This window comes from Geodermatophilus sabuli (genome assembly GCF_900215145.1).
Taxonomy (GTDB): domain Bacteria; phylum Actinomycetota; class Actinomycetes; order Mycobacteriales; family Geodermatophilaceae; genus Geodermatophilus; species Geodermatophilus sabuli.
Genome location: NZ_OBDO01000003.1, coordinates 145,722 through 169,113, shown reverse-complemented (window position 1 = coordinate 169,113; position 23,392 = coordinate 145,722). Strand labels below are relative to the sequence as shown.

The 23,392-nt window shown below is 72.9% G+C and carries 16 protein-coding genes and 1 riboswitch; of the genes, 12 read left to right on the top strand and 4 right to left on the bottom strand.

The features are described 5' to 3' along the window. A riboswitch (cyclic di-AMP (ydaO/yuaA leader) is annotated at window positions 1–103 on the bottom strand. Window positions 104–342: 239 nt separating this feature from the next. Both treY and glgX read right to left on the bottom strand, forming a co-directional pair. Continuing rightward, window positions 343–2,685 carry a malto-oligosyltrehalose synthase gene (gene treY, locus CRP39_RS08910; protein ID WP_097206020.1) on the bottom strand — a complete coding sequence of 781 codons (2,343 nt, stop codon included), beginning with the start codon at window positions 2,683–2,685 and terminating at the stop codon, window positions 343–345. Window positions 2,686–2,687: 2 nt separating this feature from the next. Further along, complete coding sequence (glgX, locus tag CRP39_RS08905) at window positions 2,688–4,802, bottom strand: glycogen debranching protein GlgX (RefSeq protein WP_097206019.1); 2,115 nt, start codon at window positions 4,800–4,802, stop codon at window positions 2,688–2,690. Window positions 4,803–5,241: 439 nt separating this feature from the next. On the opposite strand from glgX, the gene uvrB reads away from it, so the two are divergent. The 5 genes from uvrB to CRP39_RS08880 all read left to right on the top strand — a co-directional run bounded on the left by uvrB (window position 5,242) and on the right by CRP39_RS08880 (window position 12,588). Next, window positions 5,242–7,359, top strand: coding sequence for an excinuclease ABC subunit UvrB (uvrB, locus tag CRP39_RS08900; protein WP_097206018.1), 2,118 nt, complete (start codon window positions 5,242–5,244; stop codon window positions 7,357–7,359). 124 nt (window positions 7,360–7,483) lie between these two features. Next, window positions 7,484–7,840 carry an MmcQ/YjbR family DNA-binding protein gene (locus CRP39_RS08895; RefSeq protein WP_097206017.1) on the top strand — a complete coding sequence of 119 codons (357 nt, stop codon included), beginning with the start codon at window positions 7,484–7,486 and terminating at the stop codon, window positions 7,838–7,840. Between the two features lie 322 nt (window positions 7,841–8,162). Continuing rightward, window positions 8,163–9,269 (top strand): TerC family protein, encoded by a 1,107-nt coding sequence (locus CRP39_RS08890; protein WP_097206298.1) that lies wholly within the window; start codon window positions 8,163–8,165, stop codon window positions 9,267–9,269. 115 nt (window positions 9,270–9,384) lie between these two features. Continuing rightward, window positions 9,385–10,485 (top strand): TerC family protein, encoded by a 1,101-nt coding sequence (locus CRP39_RS08885; RefSeq protein WP_097206016.1) that lies wholly within the window; start codon window positions 9,385–9,387, stop codon window positions 10,483–10,485. Between the two features lie 39 nt (window positions 10,486–10,524). Further along, window positions 10,525–12,588: a S9 family peptidase gene (locus CRP39_RS08880; protein WP_097206015.1), complete on the top strand. Its 2,064-nt coding sequence runs from the start codon at window positions 10,525–10,527 to the stop codon at window positions 12,586–12,588. Window positions 12,589–12,674: 86 nt separating this feature from the next. Here CRP39_RS08880 and CRP39_RS08875 read toward each other — a convergent pair whose 3' ends face one another. Continuing rightward, complete coding sequence (locus CRP39_RS08875) at window positions 12,675–13,913, bottom strand: polyhydroxyalkanoate depolymerase (RefSeq protein WP_097206014.1); 1,239 nt, start codon at window positions 13,911–13,913, stop codon at window positions 12,675–12,677. 175 nt (window positions 13,914–14,088) lie between these two features. Between CRP39_RS08875 and CRP39_RS08870 the strand changes: the two genes are divergently transcribed. From CRP39_RS08870 to CRP39_RS08850, 5 genes are all read left to right on the top strand, one after another. Continuing rightward, complete coding sequence (locus CRP39_RS08870; protein WP_097206013.1) at window positions 14,089–15,324, top strand: alpha-hydroxy acid oxidase; 1,236 nt, start codon at window positions 14,089–14,091, stop codon at window positions 15,322–15,324. 23 nt (window positions 15,325–15,347) lie between these two features. Continuing rightward, the gene (locus tag CRP39_RS08865) at window positions 15,348–16,349 is read left to right on the top strand and encodes an acetamidase/formamidase family protein (protein ID WP_097206012.1); all 1,002 of its coding nucleotides are present in this window, start codon (window positions 15,348–15,350) and stop codon (window positions 16,347–16,349) included. A gap of 19 nt (window positions 16,350–16,368) precedes the next feature. Beyond that, a complete protein-coding gene (locus tag CRP39_RS08860) occupies window positions 16,369–17,130 on the top strand; it encodes an SDR family NAD(P)-dependent oxidoreductase (RefSeq protein WP_097206011.1) in 762 nt (253 codons plus the stop codon). Between the two features lie 17 nt (window positions 17,131–17,147). Then, window positions 17,148–17,435 (top strand): hypothetical protein, encoded by a 288-nt coding sequence (locus tag CRP39_RS08855; RefSeq protein ID WP_097206010.1) that lies wholly within the window; start codon window positions 17,148–17,150, stop codon window positions 17,433–17,435. A gap of 186 nt (window positions 17,436–17,621) precedes the next feature. After that, window positions 17,622–18,050, top strand: coding sequence for an ester cyclase (locus CRP39_RS08850; protein ID WP_097206009.1), 429 nt, complete (start codon window positions 17,622–17,624; stop codon window positions 18,048–18,050). 1 nt (window position 18,051) lies between these two features. Here the strand turns inward: CRP39_RS08850 and CRP39_RS08845 are convergent, their stop codons facing one another. Then, complete coding sequence (locus CRP39_RS08845; RefSeq protein ID WP_097206008.1) at window positions 18,052–18,720, bottom strand: MBL fold metallo-hydrolase; 669 nt, start codon at window positions 18,718–18,720, stop codon at window positions 18,052–18,054. Window positions 18,721–18,768: 48 nt separating this feature from the next. Here CRP39_RS08845 and CRP39_RS08840 point away from each other — a divergent pair, with 48 nt between their 5' ends. Both CRP39_RS08840 and uvrA read left to right on the top strand, forming a co-directional pair. Beyond that, complete coding sequence (locus tag CRP39_RS08840; protein WP_097206007.1) at window positions 18,769–20,205, top strand: amidase; 1,437 nt, start codon at window positions 18,769–18,771, stop codon at window positions 20,203–20,205. Window positions 20,206–20,372: 167 nt separating this feature from the next. Then, a complete protein-coding gene (gene uvrA / locus CRP39_RS08835) occupies window positions 20,373–23,264 on the top strand; it encodes an excinuclease ABC subunit UvrA (protein ID WP_097206006.1) in 2,892 nt (963 codons plus the stop codon). Window positions 23,265–23,392: the final 128 nt, after the last annotated feature.

Here is a 23,392-nt window from a genome sequence, read left to right as displayed (position 1 = left end):
GAGGTGAGCTGTCGGGTTCGGAGCGATCGGTGCCCCGGCCGCGGACGCGGCTTCACCCCGAGACGCCCGGCAGGGATCTGCCGTGCGTCGAGATGGGTCCCCCACCCCCGTCCTCGCGGTGCAGGAGGTCGCGGATGCCGACGGACGGGGTTCGGCGGATCGGCTCCGGCACCCGGTCTCGGTCGCGCGGGTGCCGCAACAACGTAACGGTCAGGTCACGGCGGGGCAGCTCGCGTCCCGGGAGGCCCGGGGTCCCGTCCCCGATCCCCGTCCGGGGTGGGCGCGGAACCGCTGGTGACGTCGCCGCGGGAGCCGTCGTCCCGCGGCGACGTGACATTGGTCTCAGTTCCGGACGAGCAGGGCGACCGGCAACCGCTCGAGCACCGCGCCGACGGGCATCCCCGCGGCGTCGGAGACGAACCGACCGCCGGTGAGCAGGTCCCGCCACGCGCCGTTCGGCAGCTGCAGGGCGGTGTCCCCCCAGCCGCCGGCGGCGGCCAGGCGCACCGGCAGGCGCGTCGCCACCGTGACCGCGCCGCCCTGCTCGTCGGACCCGCGGTCGAACGCGACCACGTGGTCGGCGGCCGAGCCGGTCGCCTCGACCGGCCGGTACCCGGCGAACCACTCCGGGTGCTCACGCCGGGCACGCAGCGTGCGGGAGACCACCAGCAGCTTCGCCGCGCCGGTCTCGTCGACGGCCGGGACCTCACCGGCGTCCAGCGACGCCAGCAGCCGGCGGCGCAGGTCGTAGTCGACGGGACGGCGGTTGTCCGGGTCCACCAGGGAGAAGTCCCACAGCTCGGTGCCCTGGTAGACGTCGGGGACGCCGGGCATCGTCAGCTGCAGCAGCTTCTGGGACAACGAGTTGGACAAGCCGAACGGGGCGATGCGCGCGACGACGTCCTCGATCGCGCCGTGCGTGGCCTCGTCGTCGAACGCGGCGTCCACCAGCTCGTGCAGCCGCGCCTCGAACTCCTCGTCCGGATCGGTCCACGTCGTCGACGTCCCGGCCTCGCGGGCGGCCTTCTCCGCGTAGGCGTGCGCCCGCTCCCGCGACAGCGGCCACGCGCCGACCAGGTTCTGCCACACCAGGTGCGCCATCGGACGGTCGGCGAGCGGGTGCCGGTGCAGCAGCCGGCGCACCAGCTGCGTCCACTCGCCGGGCTGCTCGGCGAGCACCGCCAGCCGGGCGCGGACGTCCTCGCTGCGCTTGGTGTCGTGCGTCGACAGCGTGGTCATCGACTGCGGCTTGCGCTCGGCGCGGCGGACCTGCGCCTCGTGGAACTCCGCCACCGAGCTGCCGAACCGCGCGGGGTCGCCGCCCACCTCGTTGAGGGCGACGAACCGCGCCCACCGGTAGTAGGCGCTGTCCTCGACACTCTTGGCCATGACCGGGCCGCTGGTCTGCTCGAACCGGGTCGCGGCCTCGGTGCCGGCCTGGGCCAGCACCGGGTGCAGGGCGTCGACCGCGTCGCGCAGGTCCGGGCGCCGCTCGCGCACCGCCGCCACGGTCGCGGTCAGGTGCTCGGCGCCGTCGGGCAGGTAGGTGCGGTAGACCGGGAAGCCCGCCAGCAGCTCGGCCAGCGCCTCGGTCTGCTGCGCGCGGTCGACGCCGGGCAGCTCGCCGATGACCCGCACCAGGCGGGCGACCTCCGAGCCGAGGATCCCGTCGGTCACCTCCCGCTTGCAGCCGTGCACCAGCTCGGCGTAGTCGACCGCCCGGCCCGACAGCTCGGTGTCCAGCGCGGTCAAGGGCGCCTCACCGGCCGGGTCGACCAGGACGCCGTCGACCTCGGCGAGCGCGTCGTAACCCGTCGTTCCGGCGGTCGCCCAGCTCTCCGGCAGGTCCTCCCCGGGCTCGAGGATCTTCTCCACGACCGTCCACCGGCCCCCGGAGGCCTCGGCCAACCGGTCGAGATAGCCCTTGGGGTCGGCCAGGCCGTCGGGGTGGTCGATCCGCAGCCCGTCGACCGCGCCTGCCTCGACCAGCTCCAGCACCATCCGGTGGGTCGCGGCGAAGACCTCGGGGTCCTCGGCGCGCAGCCCGGCGAGGGTGTTGATCGCGAAGAAGCGCCGGTAGTTCAGGTCGGCGTCGGCGCGCCGCCAGTCGACCAGCTCGTAGTGCTGACGGGCGTGCACCTCCTGCGGCGTGCCCTCCGCGGTGCCGGGCGCGATCGGGAAGCGGTTGTCGTAGTAGCGCAGCTCGCTGCCGACCACCTCGAGCTTCTCGACGTCGTCCGCCGAGCCCAGCACCGGCAGGCGCACCTTGCCGCCGCCGAAGTCCCAGTCGATGTCGAAGGCAGCTGCATGGGCACTGGCGCGCCCGTGCTCCAGCACGTCCCACCACCACGGCGCCTCCGCCGGGTCGGCCACGCCCATGTGGTTGGGCACCAGGTCCAGCACCAGGCCGAGCCCGTGCTCGTGGAGGGCACCGACCAGCCGGTCGAAGGCCTCCCGCCCGCCGCGGGACTCGTCGACGTGCTCGTGGTCGACGGTGTCGTAGCCGTGCGTGCTGCCCGACGCCGCGCGCAGCAGCGGTGAGGAGTACGCGTGGCTGACCCCGAGGTCGGCCAGGTAGCCGGCCACCGACGCGGCGTCGTCGAGGGTGAAGTCCGACGTCACCTGCAGCCGGTAGGTCGCCGTCGGGACGCCGCGTCGTCGGTCCTCGCCGAGGGGTCCGGACACCGTCACGACCGCCGGGGAGCGCTGAGCACGACCATCGACCGGTCCTGCACGGTGATGGACTCGCCCGGCTTGAGCTCCACCGGCTCCACCTCGCCGAGCTCGGCGGTGTCGACCACGACCGTCCAGGCCTGGGCGTACTCCTCCGACGGCAGGCAGAAGTCCATCGGCTCGTGCGAGGCGTTGAACGCCAGGTAGAAGTGGTCGTCCACGACGTCCTCGCCGCGCTCGTCGGTGGACCGGATGCCGTGCCCGTTGAGGTACATGGCGATCGACTTGGCGAACGCGGCGTCCCAGTCGTCCTCGGTCATCAGGTCGCCGGCCGGCGTGAGCCACGCGATGTCCTGTACCGGTGCACCCTCCTCGCGCCGGACCGGTCGGCCGTGGAAGAAGCGACGGCGACGGAAGGTCGGGTGCTGGGCGCGCAGCCGGGTGACCAGCTTGGTGAACTCGAGCAGGCCCTCGTCGACGTCGGCCCAGTCGATCCAGGTCAGCGGGGAGTCCTGGCAGTACCCGTTGTTGTTGCCCTTCTGCGTCCGCCCCAGCTCGTCGCCGTGCAGGAGCATCGGCACGCCCTGGCTGAGCATGAGCGTGGCCAGGAAGTTGCGCCGCTGGCGGGCCCGGAGCGTGAGCACCTTCTTGTCGACGGTCTGGCCCTCCACCCCGCAGTTCCAGCTGCGGTTGTGGCTCTCGCCGTCGTTGTTGCCCTCGCCGTTGGCCTCGTTGTGCTTCTCGTTGTACGAGACCAGGTCCGTGAGCGTGAAGCCGTCGTGCGCGGTGACGAAGTTGATGCTCGCCACCGGGCGCCGCCCCGAGTGCTGGTAGAGGTCCGACGAGCCGGTGATCCGGCTGGCGAACTCGCCGACCGCGGCGTCCTCGCCGCGCCAGAAGTCGCGGACGGTGTCGCGGTACTTGCCGTTCCACTCGGTCCACAGGGCCGGGAAGTTGCCCACCTGGTAACCGCCCTCACCGACGTCCCACGGCTCGGCGATGAGCTTCACCTGGCTGACCACCGGGTCCTGGTGCACCAGGTCGAAGAACGCCGACAGCCGGTCGACGGCGTGCAGTTCGCGGGCCAGCGTCGAGGCGAGGTCGAAGCGGAAGCCGTCGACGTGCATCTCGGTGACCCAGTAGCGCAGCGAGTCCATGATCAGCTGCAGTGCCTGGGGGGTGCGGGCGTTGAGCGAGTTCCCGGTGCCCGTGTAGTCCATGTAGTACTGCGGGTCGTCCTCGACCAGCCGGTAGTACGCCCGGTTGTCGATGCCCTTGAACGACAGCGTCGGACCCAGGTGGTTGCCCTCGGCGGTGTGGTTGTAGACCACGTCGAGGATGACCTCGATGCCCGCCTCGTGCAGGGTCCGGACCATGCCCTTGAACTCCTGCACCTGCATGCCGTTGTCGGTGTTGCTGGCGTACTCGTTGTGCGGGGCGAAGAAGCCGATCGTGTTGTAGCCCCAGTAGTTGCGCAGGCCCTTCTGCTGCAGGGTGTCGTCCTGCACGAACTGGTGCACCGGCATGAGCTCGATGGCGGTGACGCCGAGGGACTGCAGGTGGTCGATGACCGCCGGGTGGGCGATGCCGGCGTAGGTGCCCCGGAGGTCCTCCGGCACGTCCGGGTGCGTCATGGTCAGGCCCTTGACGTGGGCCTCGTAGATGACCGTCTTGTGGTACGGCGTCCTCGGCGGGCGGTCCACGCCCCAGTCGAAGTACGGGTTGACGACGACGGACTTCGGCATGTGTGCGGCCGAGTCGTCGTCGTTGCACTCGCCGCTGTCGAAGTCGTACCCGAACACCGACTGGTCCCAGTCGACCTGGCCGTCGATCGCCTTGGCGTAGGGGTCCAGCAGCAGCTTGTTCGGGTTGCAGCGCAGACCCTGGGCCGGGTCGTAGGGCCCGTGGACCCGGTAGCCGTAGCGCTGACCCGGCTGGATGCCGGGCAGGAACGCGTGCCAGACGTAGCCGTCCATCTCCGGCAGCCGGATGCGCGTCTCCGTGCCGGCCTCGTCGAACAGGCACAGCTCGACCTTCTCGGCCACCTCGCTGAAGATCGCGAAGTTGGTGCCGGTGCCGTCGAACGTGGCACCGAGCGGGTAGGCGGTGCCGGGCCATACCTGGTTCATCGTGCGGGGTCCTCCTGCGCTGGCGCCCCCGGGACGCCGGGGGCCGGTGGCCTCCCCGCCGCGGGGCGTCGGTGAGGAGGTCGGGGCACACGTGGCACCCCGTGCCCACCGTTGCCCCCTCCGGGCGCCGCGCACACCTCGCGCCGGCAGGCCTGGGGGAGATCTCGCTCACCCGCGGACGACGACGCCCCCCGCGGAGCTCCGCGGGGGGCGTCGTGCGCAGGTCCGGCCGGGCAGCGGCGCCGGGGTCCGACCTCGCCCGGGCGCTGCCCGGGTGGCGCTGGTCCTCGACGGTGACCGCTCCTGCGACCGGGACGCTAGGGGGCCCCGTACCCCGGGGCAAGCACCGGGGGCCAGTCGATCGGTCCCGTGCGCCCCGCCGGTGCACCGGCGTCGCACGGGCACCGTCCTGTCACACCCCCGTCGTACCGTCGTCCCCGTGCGCTCGACCACCGATCTCCGGCCCACCCGAGGGCGCTTCCGCGTCGTCAGCGAGTTCGAGCCCTCGGGCGACCAGCCCGCCGCGATCACGGCGCTCGCCGAGCGGGTGAACGCGGGGGAGGAGGACACGGTCCTCCTCGGCGCCACCGGCACCGGCAAGTCGGCCACGACGGCCTGGCTCATCGAGCAGGTGCAGCGCCCGACGCTGGTGATGGCGCCGAACAAGACCCTCGCCGCGCAGCTGGCCAACGAGTTCCGCGAGCTGATGCCCGACGCGGCGGTCGAGTACTTCGTCTCGTACTACGACTACTACCAGCCCGAGGCCTACGTCCCGCAGACCGACACCTACATCGAGAAGGACTCCTCGATCAACGAGGAGGTCGAGCGGCTGCGGCACTCGGCGACCAACAGCCTGCTCACCCGGCGCGACGTCGTCGTGGTCTCCACCGTCTCCTGCATCTACGGCCTGGGCACCCCGGAGGAGTACGTCGACCGGGCGCTGAAGATCAAGGTGGGGGAGGAGCGCGACCGCGACGAGCTGCTGCGCACCCTGGTCACCGAGCAGTACACCCGCAACGACCTCTCCTTCACCCGGGGCACCTTCCGGGTCCGGGGCGACACCATCGAGGTGTTCCCGGTGTACGAGGAGCTCGCCTGCCGCATCGAGATGTTCGGCGACGAGGTCGAGCGGCTGTACTACCTGCACCCGCTGACCGGCGAGGTGGTGCGCGAGGTCGACGAGCTGTTCGTCTTCCCGGCCACCCACTACGTCGCCGGTCCCGAGCGCATGGAGCGGGCCATCGCCTCCATCGAGGCCGAGCTGGAGCAGCGGCTGGCCGAGCTGGAGCGGCAGGGCAAGCTGCTGGAGGCCCAGCGGCTGCGCATGCGCACCACCTACGACATCGAGATGATGCGGCAGGTCGGGTTCTGCTCCGGCATCGAGAACTACTCGCGGCACATCGACGGCCGCGCCCCCGGCAGCGCCGGCGCCTGCCTCATCGACTACTTCCCCGACGACTTCCTGCTGGTCATCGACGAGTCGCACGTGACCGTGCCGCAGATCGGCGGCATGTACGAGGGCGACATGAGCCGCAAGCGCACGCTGGTCGAGCACGGCTTCCGGCTCCCCTCGGCGATGGACAACCGCCCGCTGAAGTGGGAGGAGTTCACCGACCGGATCGGGCAGACGGTCTACCTGTCGGCCACACCCGGCCCCTACGAGCTGGGCCGGGTGCAGGGCGACGTCGTCGAGCAGGTCATCCGCCCGACCGGCCTGGTCGACCCGGAGGTCGTGGTCAAGCCGACCAAGGGCCAGATCGACGACCTGGTGCACGAGATCCGCACCCGAACGGAGAAGGACGAGCGCATCCTGGTCACCACGCTGACCAAGAAGATGGCCGAGGACCTCACCGACTACCTGCTCGAGCTCGGCATCAAGGTGCGCTACCTGCACTCGGAGGTCGACACCCTGCGCCGGGTCGAGCTGCTGCGGGAACTGCGTCAGGGCGAGTACGACGTCCTGGTCGGCATCAACCTGCTGCGCGAGGGCCTCGACCTGCCGGAGGTGTCCCTGGTGGCGATCCTCGACGCCGACAAGGAGGGGTTCCTGCGGTCGGGCACCTCGCTGATCCAGACGATCGGCCGGGCCGCGCGCAACGTCTCCGGTCAGGTCCACATGTACGCCGACAAGATCACCCCGTCGATGGCGCACGCCATCGAGGAGACCAACCGGCGGCGCGAGAAGCAGATCGCCTACAACACCGAGCGCGGCATCGACCCGCAGCCCCTCCGGAAGAAGATCGTCGACATCCTCGAGGGCATCTACCGGGAGGCGGAGGACTCCGAGTCCGCCGAGCTGATCGGCGGCTCGGGCCGGCAGCAGTCCCGCGGCAAGGCCCCGGTGCCCGGCTTGTCGTCGAGGACCGCCAAGGGCAAGGCCGGCTCGATCGACGTGCAAGGGCTGCCGCGCAACGAGCTGGCGGACCTGATCACGCAGATGAACGAGCAGATGCTGGCCGCCGCCCGGGAGCTGCAGTTCGAGGTGGCGGCCCGCCTCCGCGACGAGCTGGCCGAGCTGAAGAAGGAGCTCCGCCAGTTCGACGCGGCGCACGCCTGAATGGCCCTCTGCGGGCTCCCACCGCGAGCGTGCGAGGGATGGGGTAGGGGGTCCTTGCTGCCTCGCAGGCTCGGCGCGGGTGCCGGGAGCGATGCCGTTCCGGTTCGTCCCAGAAGGGAGCGCCGTGCAACTCGAGGAGCTGGTCGCCCACTGCCTGGGCAAGCCGGGGGCCGAGGAGACACACCCCTGGGGTGAAGCCGAGCTCGTGGCCAAGGCGGGCGGGAAGGCGTTCGCCTTCATCGGCCTGGACAGCGGCGGGGTCAGCGTCAAGTGCGGCCGGGACGCCGCGGAGGCCGCCGAGTGGCGCGCGCGGTATCCCAGCGCGATCACCACCAGTGCCTACGTGGGCCGGTACGGCTGGAACTCGGTGGACTGGACCGGCCCGGTTCCCGACGACGAGATCCGCGAGCTGGTCGACGCCTCCTACGACGCCGCCGTCGCGGCGCTGCCGAGGAGCCGGCGCCCGCCGGCGCCGGCCTGACGGGGGCCCTGCCCCGCCCGCTCACGGCGGGACCTGCAGGGAGACCGGCCGGGCGGGCCACCGGCCGAGGCGCTGCCCGCAGCGGATTCGCGGAACGGGGAACTCCGGCGGGTCTCCCGGCGTTGCACCCAGTGGATCCACGGTGTCTGCGGTCGATGACGCCTGCCCGCCGCCGGGTCCGCACGTGGAGGGGAGTATCCCCGCGCGGCAGAGTCGTCAACACGAGGTCCCATGACCTCCGGCCCTGCCGGTCGCCGGCCGAGCCGGCGGTGGGAGAGACCTCCGGTCACTGACGTACGCCAGTACCGGAGGTATGCAGTTCATGGACGTCCCCTTCTGGGTGTGGGCGGTCACCGTCGCCGCGATCGTCGGCATGCTCGTGTTCGACTTCGTCGGCCACGTCCGCACCCCGCACGCACCCACCCTGCGCGAGTCGGCCATCTGGTCGGCGGTCTACGTCGGCATCGCCGTCGTCTTCGGCCTGCTGGTCCTGTGGTTCGCGGGTCCGCAGTTCGGCGGCGAGTACTTCGCCGGCTACGTCACCGAGAAGAGCCTCTCGGTCGACAACCTCTTCGTCTTCGTGCTGATCATGAGCAGCTTCGCGGTGCCCCGGGAACTGCAGCAGAAGGTGCTGCTGTTCGGCATCGCCTTCGCGCTCGTCCTGCGCACGGCGCTGATCTTCGTCGGGGCCGCGGCCATCGAGAACATCAGCTGGATCTTCTACGTCTTCGGTGCGTTCCTGATCTACACCGCCTGGCTGCAGGCCAAGGGCGGGCACACCCACGAGGAGGAGTTCAAGGAGAACGGCGTCCTCCGCCTCACCCGCCGGCTGCTGCCGACCACCGACGACTACCACTCGGACCGGTTGACGACGAAGATCGGCGGCAAGCGGTACATCACCCCGCTGGCCATCGCGCTGGTCGCCATCGGCAGCGCCGACATCCTGTTCGCCGTCGACTCGATCCCGGCGATCTTCGGGCTCACCCAGGAGACCTACCTGGTCTTCACCGCCAACGCCTTCGCGCTGCTGGGCCTGCGGCAGCTGTTCTTCCTCCTCGACGGCCTGCTCGACAAGCTCGTCTACCTGTCCTACGGCCTGGCGGTCATCCTCGGGTTCATCGGCGTCAAGCTGGTGATCCACGCCCTGCACGAGAACGAGCTGCCGTTCATCAACGGGGGTGAGCACGTGACCGCGATCCCGGAGATCCCGACCTGGCTGTCGCTGGTGGTCATCCTGCTCACGCTGGTCGTCACGACCGTGGCCAGCCTGGCCAGGAACCGGCGCGACGGGAACCGCGGCGTGGAGCGCTCCACCGCCCCCGCCGGCCCGGAGGTCACCGGCGCGGCCGACGGCGACGAACTGCCGGCGTCGGACCGCCGGCCCGCCGGGGACCCGGTGGGCCGCGGCGTGGGATCCACGCAGGGCTGACGGCGCCTGGGCGCGCTGGCTGACGGCGCGGCGGGCGGCGACGCGCGGGGAAGGGCCCGCCGCCCGCCGAGCGGCGGTCGGCGGGCCCGGAGCGGGGCCCGTAGAGTCGTAGCCCGTGGATCTCCCCGTCTGGTTCGAGGTCGCGACGTTCGTGGGGCTCACGGTCCTGCTGCTCGCCGATCTCGCCATCGTCGCCCGCCGCCCGCACGAGCCCTCCATGAAGGAGGCCAGCCTGTGGGTGAGCTTCTACGTCGGCCTGGCGCTGATCTTCGGCGTGGTGCTGCTGGCGGTGACGAACGCCCAGTTCGCGACCGAGTTCTACGCGGGCTGGCTGACCGAGTACAGCCTCTCGGTCGACAACCTGTTCGTCTTCGTGATCATCATGGCTCGCTTCCAGGTGCCGCGGAACCTGCAGCAGGAAGCCCTGATGGTCGGCATCATCATCGCGCTGGTCCTGCGGGGCGTCTTCATCCTGCTCGGCGCCGCGGTCATCGAGCGGTTCACCTGGGTCTTCTACATCTTCGGTGCCTTCCTGGTGTACACGGCGATCAACCTCGTCCGGCACCGCGGCGAGGACGAGGACTACGAGGAGAACGCCTTCATCCGGCGGATGCGCCGGGTGCTGCCCATCACCCAGGACTTCCGCGGCAGCAAGATCCGCGTCACCCAGGACGGCAAGAAGTACTGGACGCCGATGATCGTGGTGTTCCTGGCGCTGGGGACCACCGACCTGCTGTTCGCCCTGGACAGCATCCCGGCGATCTTCGGGCTGACCAAGGAGCCCTTCATCGTCTTCACGGCCAACGTCTTCGCCCTCATGGGGCTGCGGCAGCTGTACTTCCTGCTGGGCGGGCTGCTCAAGCGGCTGGTGTACCTGTCGCTGGGCCTGGCGGTGATCCTGGCCTTCATCGGCGTGAAGTTGATCATGGAGGCGCTGCACACCAACGAGCTGCCGTTCATCAACGGCGGTGAGCACATCGAGTCGGTGCCGGAGATCCCGATCTGGCTGTCCCTGACGATCATCGTCGGCGTGTTGATCGTCGCGACGGTGGCCAGCCTCATCAAGACCCGCGGCCAGTTCACCTCGGAGTCCCCGACCGAGCCCGAGATCGCGGGCGAGATCCCGTCGCACGGGCCGGAGGCGCTGGCAGACGCCGAGCGGCGCGCGACCAGGGCCGACGGCCACGGAACGGAGGGGGACCGCCACCGCGGCTGACCCCGCGGACGCCGTCCGTCGGGTCCGCGTGGCCGCATCATGCGCCCGAACGACCTCGAGCTCCTGCGCACGCCGGGCGTCCCCACCGTCTCCCCGGACGGCCGCATCGCCGTCGTCGCCGTCACCCGGCTCGACCTCGGCGAGGACGCGTACCGGAGCCGGCTGTGGGCGGTCCCGACCGACGGGTCGGCACCGGCCCGCGCGCTGACCGCCGGTCACCGGGACACCGCGCCGTCGTTCTCCCCGGACGGTCGCTGGCTGGCCTACCTGGGCGCCGACCCGGGCGGGCACCCGCAGGTCCACCTCCTGCCGACCGCCGGCGGAGCGCCCCGGCGGCTCACCGACCACCCGCTCGGCGCCGGCGCCCCGGTGTGGGCGCCGGACTCCCGCCGGCTGGCCTACACCGCCCGCGTGCCGGAGCCGGGGCGCTACGGCACCGACCCGGCCGTCGCGCCCGAGGCCGAGCCGCCCCGGGTGATCAGCACGCTGAAGTACCGGCTGGACGGCGTCGGCTTCGTCGTCGACCAGCGCAGCCACGTCTTCGTCCTGGACCTGCCGCCCGCCGGGGAGGACGACGGGACGCCGCTGCCGCAGCCGCGCCAGGTCACCGACGGGCCGCACGACGACACCGACGTCACCTGGAGCCCCGACGGCACCGAGCTGGCGTTCGTGTCGGCCCGGCACCCGCGGGCCGACCGTGACCTGGTCCGGGACGTGTACGCCGTGCCCGCCGGGGGCGGGACGCTGCGGCGGGTCACCGACGGGCGGGCCGACTGCTCCCTGCCCGCCTACGACGCCCCGGGCACCACGATCTGGCTCACCGCCCGCCCCGACCTCGGCCCCGACGGGCTCGACGAGTTCGCCCGCAGCACCACGCTGTGCCGGGTGCCGGCCGCCGGCGGCGCCGTGGAGCCGGTGCTCGACCCCGAGCACACCGAGCGCGGCGACGAGACCCCGGCGACCGTGCTGGCCGGCGGTGCGGTCCACCTCGGCGTGCAGCGGCGTGGGGCGGTCGAGCTGCTGCGGGTGCCGCTGGACGGCGGGCCGGCCGAGGCCCTGGTCGACGGGCCGTTCACCGTGCGAGGGGTGGCCGTCGGCGGCGGGGTCGTCGTCGCGACGGTGGCGCACGACCGCTCGGCCGGGGAGCTGATCGCGATCACGCCGGGACGCCGGCGGCTGCTCACCGGTTTCGGCCGCGCCCTCGGGGCCACCGGGCGGCTGCACCGGATGCGCGAGCTGACCGTGGCCGCGCCCGACGGGTACCCGGTGCACGGCTGGGTCACCGGGCCCGACGGTCCCGGCCCGCACCCGGTCGTGCTGGCGTTGCACGGCGGGCCCTACCGGCAGTACGGCTGGTCCCTGCTGGACGAGGTGCAGGTCCTCGTGTCGGCCGGGTACGCCGTCGTCCGGTGCAACCCGCGCGGCTCGTCCGGCTACGGGCAGGCGCACGGGCGGGCTCTGCACGGCGCCTGGGGGACCGTCGACGCCGCCGACGTCCTGGCCTTCCTCGATGCCGCTCTGGAGGACCCCGCGCTGGACCCGCACCGGGTCGGCGTCATGGGCGGCTCCTACGGCGGCTACCTGGCCGCGGTGCTGATCGGCCGGTCGCCGCGGTTCGCCGCGGCGGTCGTGGAGCGCGCCTTTCTCGACCCGGTGGGCTTCGTCGGCTCGTCCGACATCGGGTGGTACCTCGTCGACGCCCACCTGGGCACGGATCCGGCGCGGTTGTCCGAGCAGAGCGCGCTGGCCCGGGCCGGGGAGATCACCACGCCGACCCTGGTGGTGCACGCCGAGCAGGACTGGCGCTGCCCGGTCGAGCAGGCGCAGCGGCTCTATGTCGAGCTGAAGCGTCGCGGCGTCCCGTCGGAGCTGCTGCTGTTCCCCGGGGAGGGGCACGAGCTGAGCCGGACGGGTCGCCCGCGGCACCGGCTGGCGCGGATGGAGCACGTGCTGCGGTGGTGCGACCGCTGGCTGTCCGCGGGCACCGACCCGGGCCCGGGGTTGGACGAGCTGACCGACGACGTCGTGGACGCCGAGCCACTCCCGGACGACGACGGTGCGGGCCGCGAGCCGCTGACCGTGCGCGCCACCCGCCTCGGCTGAGCCTCCCTGCGGTGTGGGGAGCAACTCCCCGTCCTGGGCGCCAGGCCGGGGGAACTGCTCCCCACACCTCGATGGGGCGCCCGGGGTCAGCCGGTGGCGGCCTGCTCGCCGGCGTGCTCGGCGACGAAGTCGCGCAGCACCGGGTACACCTCGGCTTCCCAGCGGGACCCGCTGAAGACGCCGTAGTGGCCGACGCCCTCCTGCAGGTGGTGTCGCTTGTGCGCCGCCGGGATGCCGGAGCACAGGTCGTGCGCGGCCTCGGTCTGGCCGGGGGAGCAGATGTCGTCGCGGGCGCCCTCGACGGTCAGCAGCGCCGTCCGCCGGATCGCCGCCGGGTCGACCGGCTGCCCGCGCCAGGTGAACCGGCCGGTGGCCAGGTGGTGCTCCTGGAAGATGCGGCCCACCGTCTCGAGGTAGAACTCGGCCGGGACGTCCATGACCGCGCCGTACTCGTCGTAGAAGGCGCGGGTCGAGGCCGCCCGCTCCGCGTTGCCGGTGACCAGGTCGCGGTAGAGCTGCGCGTGGGCGCCGAGGTGGCGGCGGGGGTTCATCGACATGAACGCCGTCAGCTGGACGACGCCCGGGTAGACCCGCCGGCCGGCGCCGGCGTAGCGCCGCGGCACGGTGGTGATCAGCCGCCGCTCGTAAACCGACAGCGGCTGCTTGCCGGCCGTCTCGTTGATCCGGTTCGGGTTCACGCGGGTGTCGATCGGCCCGGCCATGAGGGTGAGCGTGGCGGGCTGGGCGTCGTCGTCCGCCGCGGCGAGCAGCGCGACGGCGGCGAGCACCGGGACGGCGGGCTGGCAGACGGCCACGACGTTCGCCCCCGGCCCGAGCAGCCGCAGCGCGTCCATGACGTGCTCGATGTACTCGTCCAACCCGAACGGCCCCTCCGACGCCGGGACGTCCCGGGCGTTGTGCCAGTCCAGGACGTACACGTCGTGGTCGGCGAGCAGGGTGCGGATGGTCGGCCGGATGAGGGTGGTGAAGTGCCCCGACATCGGCCCCACCACGAGCACCGGAGGCTGCCCGGTCACCGTCGGCTTGCGGAAGTGCAGCAGCGTGGCGAACGGGGTGGAGCTGACCGGGTGCTCGGAGACCGCCGCGCTGCGGCCACCGGTCAGCACCGCGTCGATGCCGTACTCGGGGCGGTCGTGCGTGGGCCGCGATCTCGCGACGATGTCGCAGGCCGCCCTCAGGTGCCGCACCGGTGGGGCACCGCCGAGCCGGGGCGGGAGCGCCGACAGCGCGCGGGCGGTGAGCCCGGAGGCAGCGACCACGGGGGCGCCCGCCCGGCGGTTGATCTCGTAGGCGGTGTAGAGCATCGGGACCCGTCCTGTTCTCTGGTGCGGCATCGACGGTGACGCACGTCACGGTCACGGGGACGTTAACCGCCGTTCGCGTCCAGCGCGCGACGGCGGCGGGCGCGTCGTCCCTCCCGTCACACGGGTCCCGCGGGGCTGGCAGGGTGGGCCACACACCGAGACGGAGGAGGACGACGTGGTCGATCGCCGGGTGCCCCGCTGGTCGGAGCTGCGCGAGCTGATCCGGCCGCGCCGGCTGCCGGGCGACGCGACCGACCGCCGACTGGCCGCGGCCGCGACCGTCGGCGACCTGCGGGAGATCGCCCGGCGGCGGGTGCCGCGCGCGGTCTTCGACTACACCGACGGCGCCGCGGGTGCCGAGACCAGCCTGCGGCGCTCCCGTGAGGCGTTCGCGCGCCTGGAGTTCCGCCCCAGCGTGCTGCGCGACGTCTCCGTCGTCGACCCGTCCACGACCGTCCTCGGCCGCCCCTCCGCGCTGCCGCTGGTCTTCGCCCCGACCGGCTTCACCCGGCTGATGCACACCGAGGGCGAGCCGGCCGTGGGGCGGGTGGCGCAGCGGGTCGGCATCCCGCACGCGCTGTCGACCATGGGGACGACGACGATCGAGGCGCTGGCCGACGCGGCGCCCGGCGCGCGCAAGTGGTTCCAGCTCTACCTGTGGCGCGACCGCGAGGCCAGCGAGGGGCTGGTGGAGCGGGCGGCCGCGGCCGGCTACGAGGCGCTGGTGCTGACCGTCGACACCCCGGTCGCCGGGCCGCGGCTGCGCGACGTGCGCAACGGCTTCACCATCCCGCCGGCGCTCACCCTGAAGACGATGGCCAACGCCGCCGTCCACCCGCGCTGGTGGGTCGACCTGCTCACCACCGAGCCCCTGGAGTTCGCCTCGCTGCGCTCCTGGGGCGGCACGGTCGCCGAGCTCGCCGACCGCGTCTTCGAGCCGGCCGCGACCCTCGCCGACGTCGCGGACCTGCGGGCGCGCTGGTCCGGCGCGCTGGTGGTCAAGGGCGTGCAGACGGCCGACGACGCCCGAGCGGTCGTGGACGCCGGCGCCGACGCGGTCGTCGTCTCCAACCACGGCGGCCGGCAGCTGGACCGCGCGCCCACGCCGCTGGCCGAGCTGCCCGCGGTCGTCGCCGCCGTCGGCGACCGCGCGGAGGTCTACCTGGACGGCGGCATCCTCGACGGGGCCGACGTCGTGGCGGCGGTGGCCCTCGGGGCGCGGGCCTGTCTCGTCGGCCGGGCCTACCTGTACGGGCTCATGGCCGGCGGCGAGCGCGGGGTGCAGCGGGCCACCGACATCCTGGCCGCGGAGATCGCCCGCACGCTGCAGCTGCTCGGCGTCCCGTCGGTGGCGGAGCTGACCCCGGACCGGGTCCGGTTGCGGCCCGGGGCGGAGTGGTTGCCGGACTGAGCTGCGGGTTCCTAGGGTGCGGCATGGACGTCGTCGAGGTCGTGCCCACGTTCGAGCAGTACGCGTTCACCTTCGGCGGCGTGGCCCCGCTGCGCCGCGTGACCCCCGGGACGGCGCTGCGCCTGTGGTCCGACGACGCCTTCTGCGGGGCGCTGCAGAAGACCACCGACCTGTCCAGCGAGAAGGTCGACCTGCGCTTCGTGAACCCGCAGACCGGCCCCTTCCACGTGGAGGGCGCCGAGCCCGGGGACACCCTCGCGCTGCACTTCGTGGCCATGGAGCCGGCCCGCGACTGGGGTGCCTCGGCGGCGATCCCGTTCTTCGGCGGGCTCACCAGCACCGACCGGACGGCGACACTGCAGGACCCCCTCCCGGACACCACCTGGATCTACGAGCTGGACCGCGCCGCCAACACCGTCACCTTCGCCGCGCAGCACACCGACCTGCAGATCGCCCTCCCGGTCGAGCCGATGCTCGGCACCGTCGGAGTGGCCCCGCCCGGCGGTGAGGTCCGCAGCTCGCTGGTCCCCGAGCGCTTCGGCGGCAACATGGACACCCCGCAGATGCGCCCGGGCGCCACCTGCTTCCTCGGCGTGAACGTCGAGGGAGCGCTGTTCTCCGTCGGCGACGGGCACTACCGGCAGGGTGAGGGCGAGGCGTGCGGGACCGCCGTCGAGGGCGCGATGACCACCACCCTGATCGTCGAGCTCGTCAAGGGCGGGGCGCCGCTGTGGCCGCGCCTCGAGGACGACACGCACTGGATGACCGTCGGCTCCAGCCGGCCGCTGGAGGACGCCTGGCGGATCGGTCAGGTGGAGCTGGTGCGCTGGTTCGGCGAGCTCTACGGGCTGCACCCGATGGACGCCTACCAGCTGCTCTCGCAGATCAGCGAGGTGCCCATCGCCAACGTGGTCGACGCCAACTACAGCGCCGTGGTGAAGGCCCGCAAGTCCCTCCTGCCTCGGGCCACGGCCTACGGCGGGCTGCACGACGACCTGCGCCGCCGCGCAGCGACCCTGCTCTGACCCCTCCAGGAGGAACCCCGTGGACCTGCAGCTGACCGGCTCCCGCGTGCTCGTCACCGGCGGCACCCGTGGCATCGGACGCGCGATCGTCGACGCGTTCGTCTACGAGGGTGCCGTCGTGGAGTTCTGCGCCCGCGACACCGCCGAGATCGAGGCGACCGAGAAGGCCGTCGCCGAGCGCGGCGGGCGCGCCACCGGCGTCCGGCTCGACGTGCGTGACGGCGCGGCGCTCACCTCCTGGGTGGAGGACGCCGCCGGCCGGCTGGGTGGCCTGGACGCCGTCGTCGCCAACGTCAGCGCCCTGGCGGCCGGCCCGGGGGAGGAGAACTGGTACGCCTCCTTCGAGGTCGACCTCATGCACACGGTGCGGCTGGTCACCGCCGCCCTGCCGCACCTGGAGGCCAGCCGGCGCGGCTCGATCGTGGCGATCTCCAGCGTCTCCGGCCGCGAGTCCGACTTCGCCTCCGGCCCGTACGGGACGATGAAGACCGCGATCGTCGGCTACATCTCGGGCCTGGCGTTCCAGCTCGCCGGCCGCGGCGTCCGGGCCAACGTCGTCTCCCCCGGCAACACCTACTTCGAGGGCGGCTTCTGGCAGGGCATCGAGCGGGGGCAGCCGGAGCTCTTCGCCGACTCGCTGGCGCTGAACCCCACCGGCCGGATGGGGAAGCCGGAGGAGATGGCCAAGGCGGTCGTCTTCCTGTCCAGCCCGGTCTCCAGCTTCACGACCGGCACGAACCTCGTCGTGGACGGTGCCCTCACGCGCGGCATCCAACTGTGACTCTGAGAGGGTGAGCCATGGCGCTCATCTACCCCGTCGCGGCCGACTCGCCCGAGCCCGAGGACGGCACCGACCCCGACTTCGCCGAACTGGCGGCCGACCTCTCCGACACCTGGCTGGTCGAGGTCGCCGTCGCCGAGGACGGGGACGACGCCTGCTTCGGCCCGCTCAGCGCCCGTGCGGCGTGGGACCTCGCGCTCGACGTCGACGAGCGGCGTCCGGGGTGGACGGTGTCGATCGTGCCGCTGCACGTCGCCTGCACCGCCGACGAACTGGTCGCCGCCTTCGAGGACGACGAGGAGTAGCCCTCAGCCGGCCGGTGGCAGCCGGTCACCGGCCGGGCCGGCGACGGAGTGACGCCGGTCGGGTGAGGGCTCGCCGGGTCGCCCGGCGGTGCACCGGCCGTCGGCGCACCGCCGTCTGGTGGCTGCCCGCCGCAGCGGCTAGGCAGGCCGCGACCGCAGCCGCGGTGCCGACGGGAGGTCACGACGATGGTCAGCCGTGCCGAGGAGATCCGGACCCTGGTGCGTCGGCTGGAGGACGCGATCAACACGCGCCAGCTGGACCTGCTCGACGAGCTGCTCGCCGCCGACTTCGTCCGTCGCAGCGAGGCGACCCCGCAGCTGCCCGTCGCCGACCGGGAGCAGTTCCGGGACGTCCTCCGGCAGGACGCCGCGGCCTTCCCCGACAACACCCAGACGTTCACCCGGGTCCTGGTGGACGGCGACTGGGCCGCCGTCTGGGCCACCTACGAGGGCACGCAGACAGGACAGCTGGGGCCGTTCCCCCCGTCGGGGAAGCGGGCCACGTTCGACTTCGCCGGTGTCCTCCGGGTCGCCGACGGCCGGATCGCCGAGTGGTGGGTGACCTGGGACAACCTGACGGTGCTGACCCAGCTGGGGCACCTGCCCGCCGGCTGACTCACCAGCCGCGGGCGCGCCACTCCGGCAGGTGCGGGCGCTCGGCGCCGATCGTGGTGTCCTTGCCGTGCCCCGGGTACACCCACGCGTCGTCGGGCAGCGTGCCGAACAGCCGCTGCTCGACGTCGTCGATGAGGCTGGCGAAGCGCTGCGCGTCCTGCTGGGTGTTGCCGACCCCGCCGGGGAAGAGGCTGTCGCCGGTGAAGACGTGCGTGCCGGCGTCCTCGGGGCCGCGCCAGACGAGGGCGATGCTGCCGGGCGTGTGACCGCGCAGGTGGACCACCTCGAGCACCTGGTCGCCGACGCGCACCGTGTCCCCGTGCTCGACCGGCCGCTGCACCGGCACGGGCAGGTCGCCGGCGTCGGCCGGGTGGGCCACGGTGGTGGCGCCGGTCGCCTCGACGACCTGGGGGAGGGCGCGGTGGTGGTCCCAGTGCCCGTGCGTGGTGACGACGGTGCGCAGCGGCGCGTCGCCGATGAACGCGCGCAGCGTCTCGGGCTCCGCGGCGGCGTCGACGAGCAGCGCCTCGCCGGTCGCGGTGCAGCGCAGCAGGTAGGCGTTGTTGGCCATCTCGCTGACCGCGATCTTGCTGATCGTCAGCCCCGGCAGCTCCCGGACGTCGGCGGGCCCGCCCACCTCGACGTCGCCGGTGTAGGTCCCCGAGCTCATCCCTGGACTCCGTTCGAGAGTGTCGGTGGCCGCGGTTACGGTCCCGGCATGGACGCTAGCGGAGGTCTGTCGGTCGGCGCCCGGGTCGATGGTGGGGCCGGCACGGTCGTGGGCCTCCCGGCCACTGAGCTGGCCGCACGCGTGCGGTCGGGGGAGCTGACGGCGGTCGAGGTGGTGCGCGCCCACCTCGCGCACCTCGACGCGGTCGAGGCCCGGGTGGGGGCCTTCCGGGTGGTCCGCCGGGACGCCGCGCTCGCCGAGGCCGCCGCCGTCGACGCCGACCCGCGCCGCGGCTCGCTGCCGCTGGCCGGGGTGCCGGTCGCGGTCAAGGACAACGTCGCCGTGGCCGGCGAGGCCTGCACCGACGGGTCGCCGGCCTGCCCCGTCCGCCCCGCGAGCGCCGACCACCCCGTCGTCGCCCGGCTCCGCGCGGCGGGCGCCGTCGTCGTCGGCATCACCCGGGCGCCCGAGCTGTGCCTCTACGCCTCCACCGACGGTCCCGGCGCGGTGAGCCGCAACCCCTGGGACACCGCACGCTCCCCGGCCGGCAGCTCCGGGGGCAGTGCCGCGGCGGTCGCCTCCGGCTCGGTGCCGCTGGCCCACGGCAACGACGGCATGGGGTCCCTGCGGTTGCCGGCGGCGGCCTGCGGGCTGGTGACCCTCAAACCCGGCCGCGGGGTGGTGCCGGGCGGGATCGGCGCCGACGACTGGTCGGGCATGGCGGTCAACGGGGCGCTGGCCACGACGGTGGCCGACCTCGCCCTCGCACACGCGGTGATGGCGGGGGAGGAGCCGGCGCCCCCGGCCGGGCCCGGCCGCCCGCTGCGCATCGCCGTCTCCACCCGGTCGCCACTCCCAGGCGTCCGCGCCGACGCCCGGGCCCGCGCCGCCGTGGAGCGGACCGTCGCCACGCTCACCGCCGCCGGGCACACCGTGGTCCGGCGCGACCCGCCGGTCACGCCCGCCGCGGCGGCCGGCGCGGTCGCGCGCTGGATGGCCGGCGCCGCCGACGACGCCGCGCACCTCGGCATCGCCCTCGCCGACCTGCAGCCGCGCAGCCGCACGCACGCCCGCATCGGGCGGGTCGTCCGCGCGGCCGGCCTGGTCCGGCCGGCCACCGCAGAACGGTTCCGCGAGCGGATGACCGCCTTCTTCGACGACGTCGACGTGCTGCTCACCCCCGTGACGACGGGCCCGCCGCTGTCCGCCCGCCCGTGGCACGAGCGCGGTTTCCTGGCCAACGTCACGGCCAACGCGCGGTGGGCCCCGTGGACCGCGGCCTGGAACCTCGCCGGCCTGCCCGCACTGGTGCTGCCGGCCGGGGTCCGTCCCGAGGGGCATCCCCTGGCGGTCCAGGTCGCCGGCCCCCCGGCCGCCGAGGCGCGACTACTCTGGCTCGCCGGAGAGCTGGAGCGCCAGCAGCCGTGGCGCCGGTACGCGCCGGTCTTCGACCCCACCGAGCCCGTCCCCGCGGCACCCGGCTGACCCACCCGGGTGCCGGCGGGGGCGGATGACCGGCATCACGCGGGTCGAGGCCCGGCCGGGGGAACAGGCACACAGCGCGACGGCTTGTCTCCGAAGGGACATCGGCACCGGGTAGAGCCGGCGCCGCGCACACCGCATTCCACGCTCCAGCGACCGACAGGGAACACATGGACCGCCTCGTCGTCCGCGGCGCCCGCGAGCACAACCTCAAGGACGTCCACCTCGACCTGCCCCGCGACGCGCTGATCGTCTTCACGGGCCTGTCCGGCTCGGGCAAGTCGAGCCTCGCCTTCGACACGATCTTCGCGGAGGGCCAGCGCCGGTACGTCGAGTCGCTGTCGGCCTACGCCCGGCAGTTCCTCGGTCAGATGGACAAGCCGGACGTCGACTTCATCGAGGGCCTGAGCCCGGCCGTCTCGATCGACCAGAAGTCGACCAACCGCAACCCGCGGTCGACCGTCGGCACCATCACCGAGGTCTACGACTACCTCCGCCTCCTCTACGCCCGCGCCGGCCAGCCGCACTGCCCGAACTGCGGCAAGCCGATCTCGCGGCAGACCCCGCAGCAGATCGTGGACCAGGTGCTGGGCATGGAGGAGGGCACCCGCTTCCAGGTGCTCGCACCCGTCGTCCGTGCCCGGAAGGGCGAGTACGTCGACCTGTTCAGCTCGCTGCAGACGCAGGGGTTCTCCCGCGTCCGCGTCGACGGCGTCGTCCACCAGCTCACCGAGCCGCCGACGCTGAAGAAGCAGGAGAAGCACACGATCGAGGTGATCGTCGACCGGCTCACCGTCAAGGAGAGCGCCAAGCGGCGGCTCACCGACTCGGTCGAGACCGCCCTCGGCCTGGCCGGCGGACTCGTCGTCCTCGACTTCGTCGACCTGCCGGAGGCCGACCCGCACCGTGAGCGGACCTTCTCCGAGCACCTGGCCTGCGTCGACGACGGCCTCTCCTTCGAGGCGCTGGAGCCGCGGTCGTTCTCGTTCAACTCGCCCTTCGGCGCCTGCCCCGAGTGCACCGGCATCGGCACCCGCAAGGAGGTCGACCCCGACCTCGTCGTGCCCGATCCGGAGAAGAGCCTGGCGCAGGGCGCCATCGCGCCGTGGTCGACCTCGATGAGCAACGAGTACTTCTCACGGCTGCTCACCGGCCTGTCCCAGCAGCTGGGCTTCTCCATGGACGACCCGTGGGAGCGGCTGCCCGCGAAGGTGCAGAAGGCCGTCCTGCACGGCTCGCCGGACCAGGTGCACGTCCGCTACAAGAACCGCTACGGCCGCGAGCGCAGCTACTACGCGGCGTTCGAGGGCGTGCTGCCCTTCCTGGAGCGGCGGCACGACGACACCGACAGCGACTACATGCGGGACAAGTACGAGGGCTACATGCGCGACGTGCCGTGTCCGGTCTGTCACGGCACGCGCCTCAAGCCGGAGATCCTCGCCGTCAAGCTCAGCGGCCGTTCCATCGCCGAGGTCACCGGGCTGTCCATCGGCGAGGCCTCGGAGTGGCTCGACGGCCTGGAGCTGGGCGAGCGGGAGCGGGCCATCGCCGATCGCGTGCTCAAGGAGATCCAGGCGCGGCTGTCCTTCCTCGTCGACGTCGGCCTGGACTACCTGTCCCTCGACCGGCCGGCGGCCACCCTCGCCGGTGGTGAGGCCCAGCGCATCCGCCTGGCCACCCAGATCGGCTCCGGGCTCGTGGGCGTCCTCTACGTCCTGGACGAGCCGTCGATCGGCCTGCACCAGCGGGACAACACCCGGCTCATCGAGACGTTGATCCGGCTGCGCGACATGGGCAACACGCTCATCGTCGTCGAGCACGACGAGGACACGATCAAGGTCGCCGACTGGGTCGTCGACATCGGCCCGGGCGCCGGCGAGCACGGCGGCGAGGTCGTCGTGAGCGGCACCGTCGACGACCTGCTCAACAGCGAGCGGTCGATCACCGGGCAGTACCTGTCCGGCCGCAGGGAGATCACCGTCCCGGAGAAGCGGCGCGAGCCGACCCCGGGCCGCGAGCTGGTGGTCAAGGGCGCCCGCGAGCACAACCTGCGCGGCGTCGACGTCACCTTCCCGCTCGGCTGCCTGGTGGCCGTCACCGGCGTCTCGGGGTCCGGCAAGTCCAGCCTGGTCAACGACATCCTCTACACGACGCTGGCCAACCAGCTGAACCGGGCGCGCATGGTGCCCGGCCGGCACCGGACGGTCACCGGCCTGGAGCACCTGGACAAGGTCGTGCACGTCGACCAGTCGCCGATCGGCCGCACCCCGCGGTCCAACCCGGCGACGTACACCGGCGTCTGGGACCACGTCCGCAAGCTGTTCGCCAGCACCTCCGAGGCGAAGATGCGCGGCTACCTGCCGGGCCGGTTCAGCTTCAACGTCAAGGGCGGCCGCTGCGAGGCGTGCTCCGGCGACGGCACGCTGAAGATCGAGATGAACTTCCTGCCCGACGTGTACGTCCCCTGCGAGGTGTGCAAGGGCGCCCGGTTCAACCGGGAGACCCTCGAGGTGCACTACAAGGGCAAGACGGTGGCCGAGGTCCTGGACATGCCGATCGAGGAGGCCGCCGACTTCTTCGCGGCCATCCCGGCGATCGCCCGCTACCTGCGCACCCTCACCGAGGTGGGGCTGGGCTACGTCCGGCTCGGCCAGCCGGCGACCACCCTCTCCGGCGGTGAGGCCCAGCGGGTCAAGCTGGCCAGCGAGCTGCAGAAGCGGTCCAACGGCCGCAGCATCTACGTCCTCGACGAGCCCACCACCGGACTGCACTTCGAGGACATCCGCAAGCTGCTGCTCGTGCTCCAGGGCCTGGTCGACAAGGGCAACTCGGTGGTGGTCATCGAGCACAACCTCGACGTCATCAAGAGCGCCGACTGGCTCATCGACATGGGCCCCGAGGGCGGGTTCCGCGGCGGCACGGTCGTCGCCGAGGGGCCGCCGGAGTTCGTGGCCGGGGTGCCGGAGAGCCACACCGGCCGGTACCTGGCCCGGATCCTCGACCCGGAGTCCGTGGCCGCCGCGTCGGCCCCGAAGAAGCGGGTCCGCAAGAAGGCCAGCTGACGCAGGCCGCACCTCGGAACGGCCACCCCATCGCTTGAGCGGGGGGTGGCCGTTCCCGTACGGTCCGTGTGACCGGCATCACTCCCATGGTCCTGGCGTGGTGCGGCCACCGAGGAGGAGACGCGCAT

Excerpts from the sequence above, each read along its gene's own strand:
- CRP39_RS08850 (WP_097206009.1), top strand. The coding sequence starts at position 17,622 with ATGGTCAGCCGTGCCGAGGAGATCCGGACCCTGGTGCGTCGGCTGGAG.
- CRP39_RS08875 (WP_097206014.1), bottom strand. The coding sequence starts at position 13,913 with ATGCTCTACACCGCCTACGAGATCAACCGCCGGGCGGGCGCCCCCGTG.
- uvrA (WP_097206006.1), top strand. The coding sequence starts at position 20,373 with ATGGACCGCCTCGTCGTCCGCGGCGCCCGCGAGCACAACCTCAAGGAC.
- CRP39_RS08855 (WP_097206010.1), top strand. The coding sequence starts at position 17,148 with ATGGCGCTCATCTACCCCGTCGCGGCCGACTCGCCCGAGCCCGAGGAC.
- CRP39_RS08845 (WP_097206008.1), bottom strand. The coding sequence starts at position 18,720 with ATGAGCTCGGGGACCTACACCGGCGACGTCGAGGTGGGCGGGCCCGCC.
- CRP39_RS08840 (WP_097206007.1), top strand. The coding sequence starts at position 18,769 with ATGGACGCTAGCGGAGGTCTGTCGGTCGGCGCCCGGGTCGATGGTGGG.
- glgX (WP_097206019.1), bottom strand. The coding sequence starts at position 4,802 with ATGAACCAGGTATGGCCCGGCACCGCCTACCCGCTCGGTGCCACGTTC.
- CRP39_RS08890 (WP_097206298.1), top strand. The coding sequence starts at position 8,163 with ATGGACGTCCCCTTCTGGGTGTGGGCGGTCACCGTCGCCGCGATCGTC.
- CRP39_RS08880 (WP_097206015.1), top strand. The coding sequence starts at position 10,525 with ATGCGCCCGAACGACCTCGAGCTCCTGCGCACGCCGGGCGTCCCCACC.
- CRP39_RS08865 (WP_097206012.1), top strand. The coding sequence starts at position 15,348 with ATGGACGTCGTCGAGGTCGTGCCCACGTTCGAGCAGTACGCGTTCACC.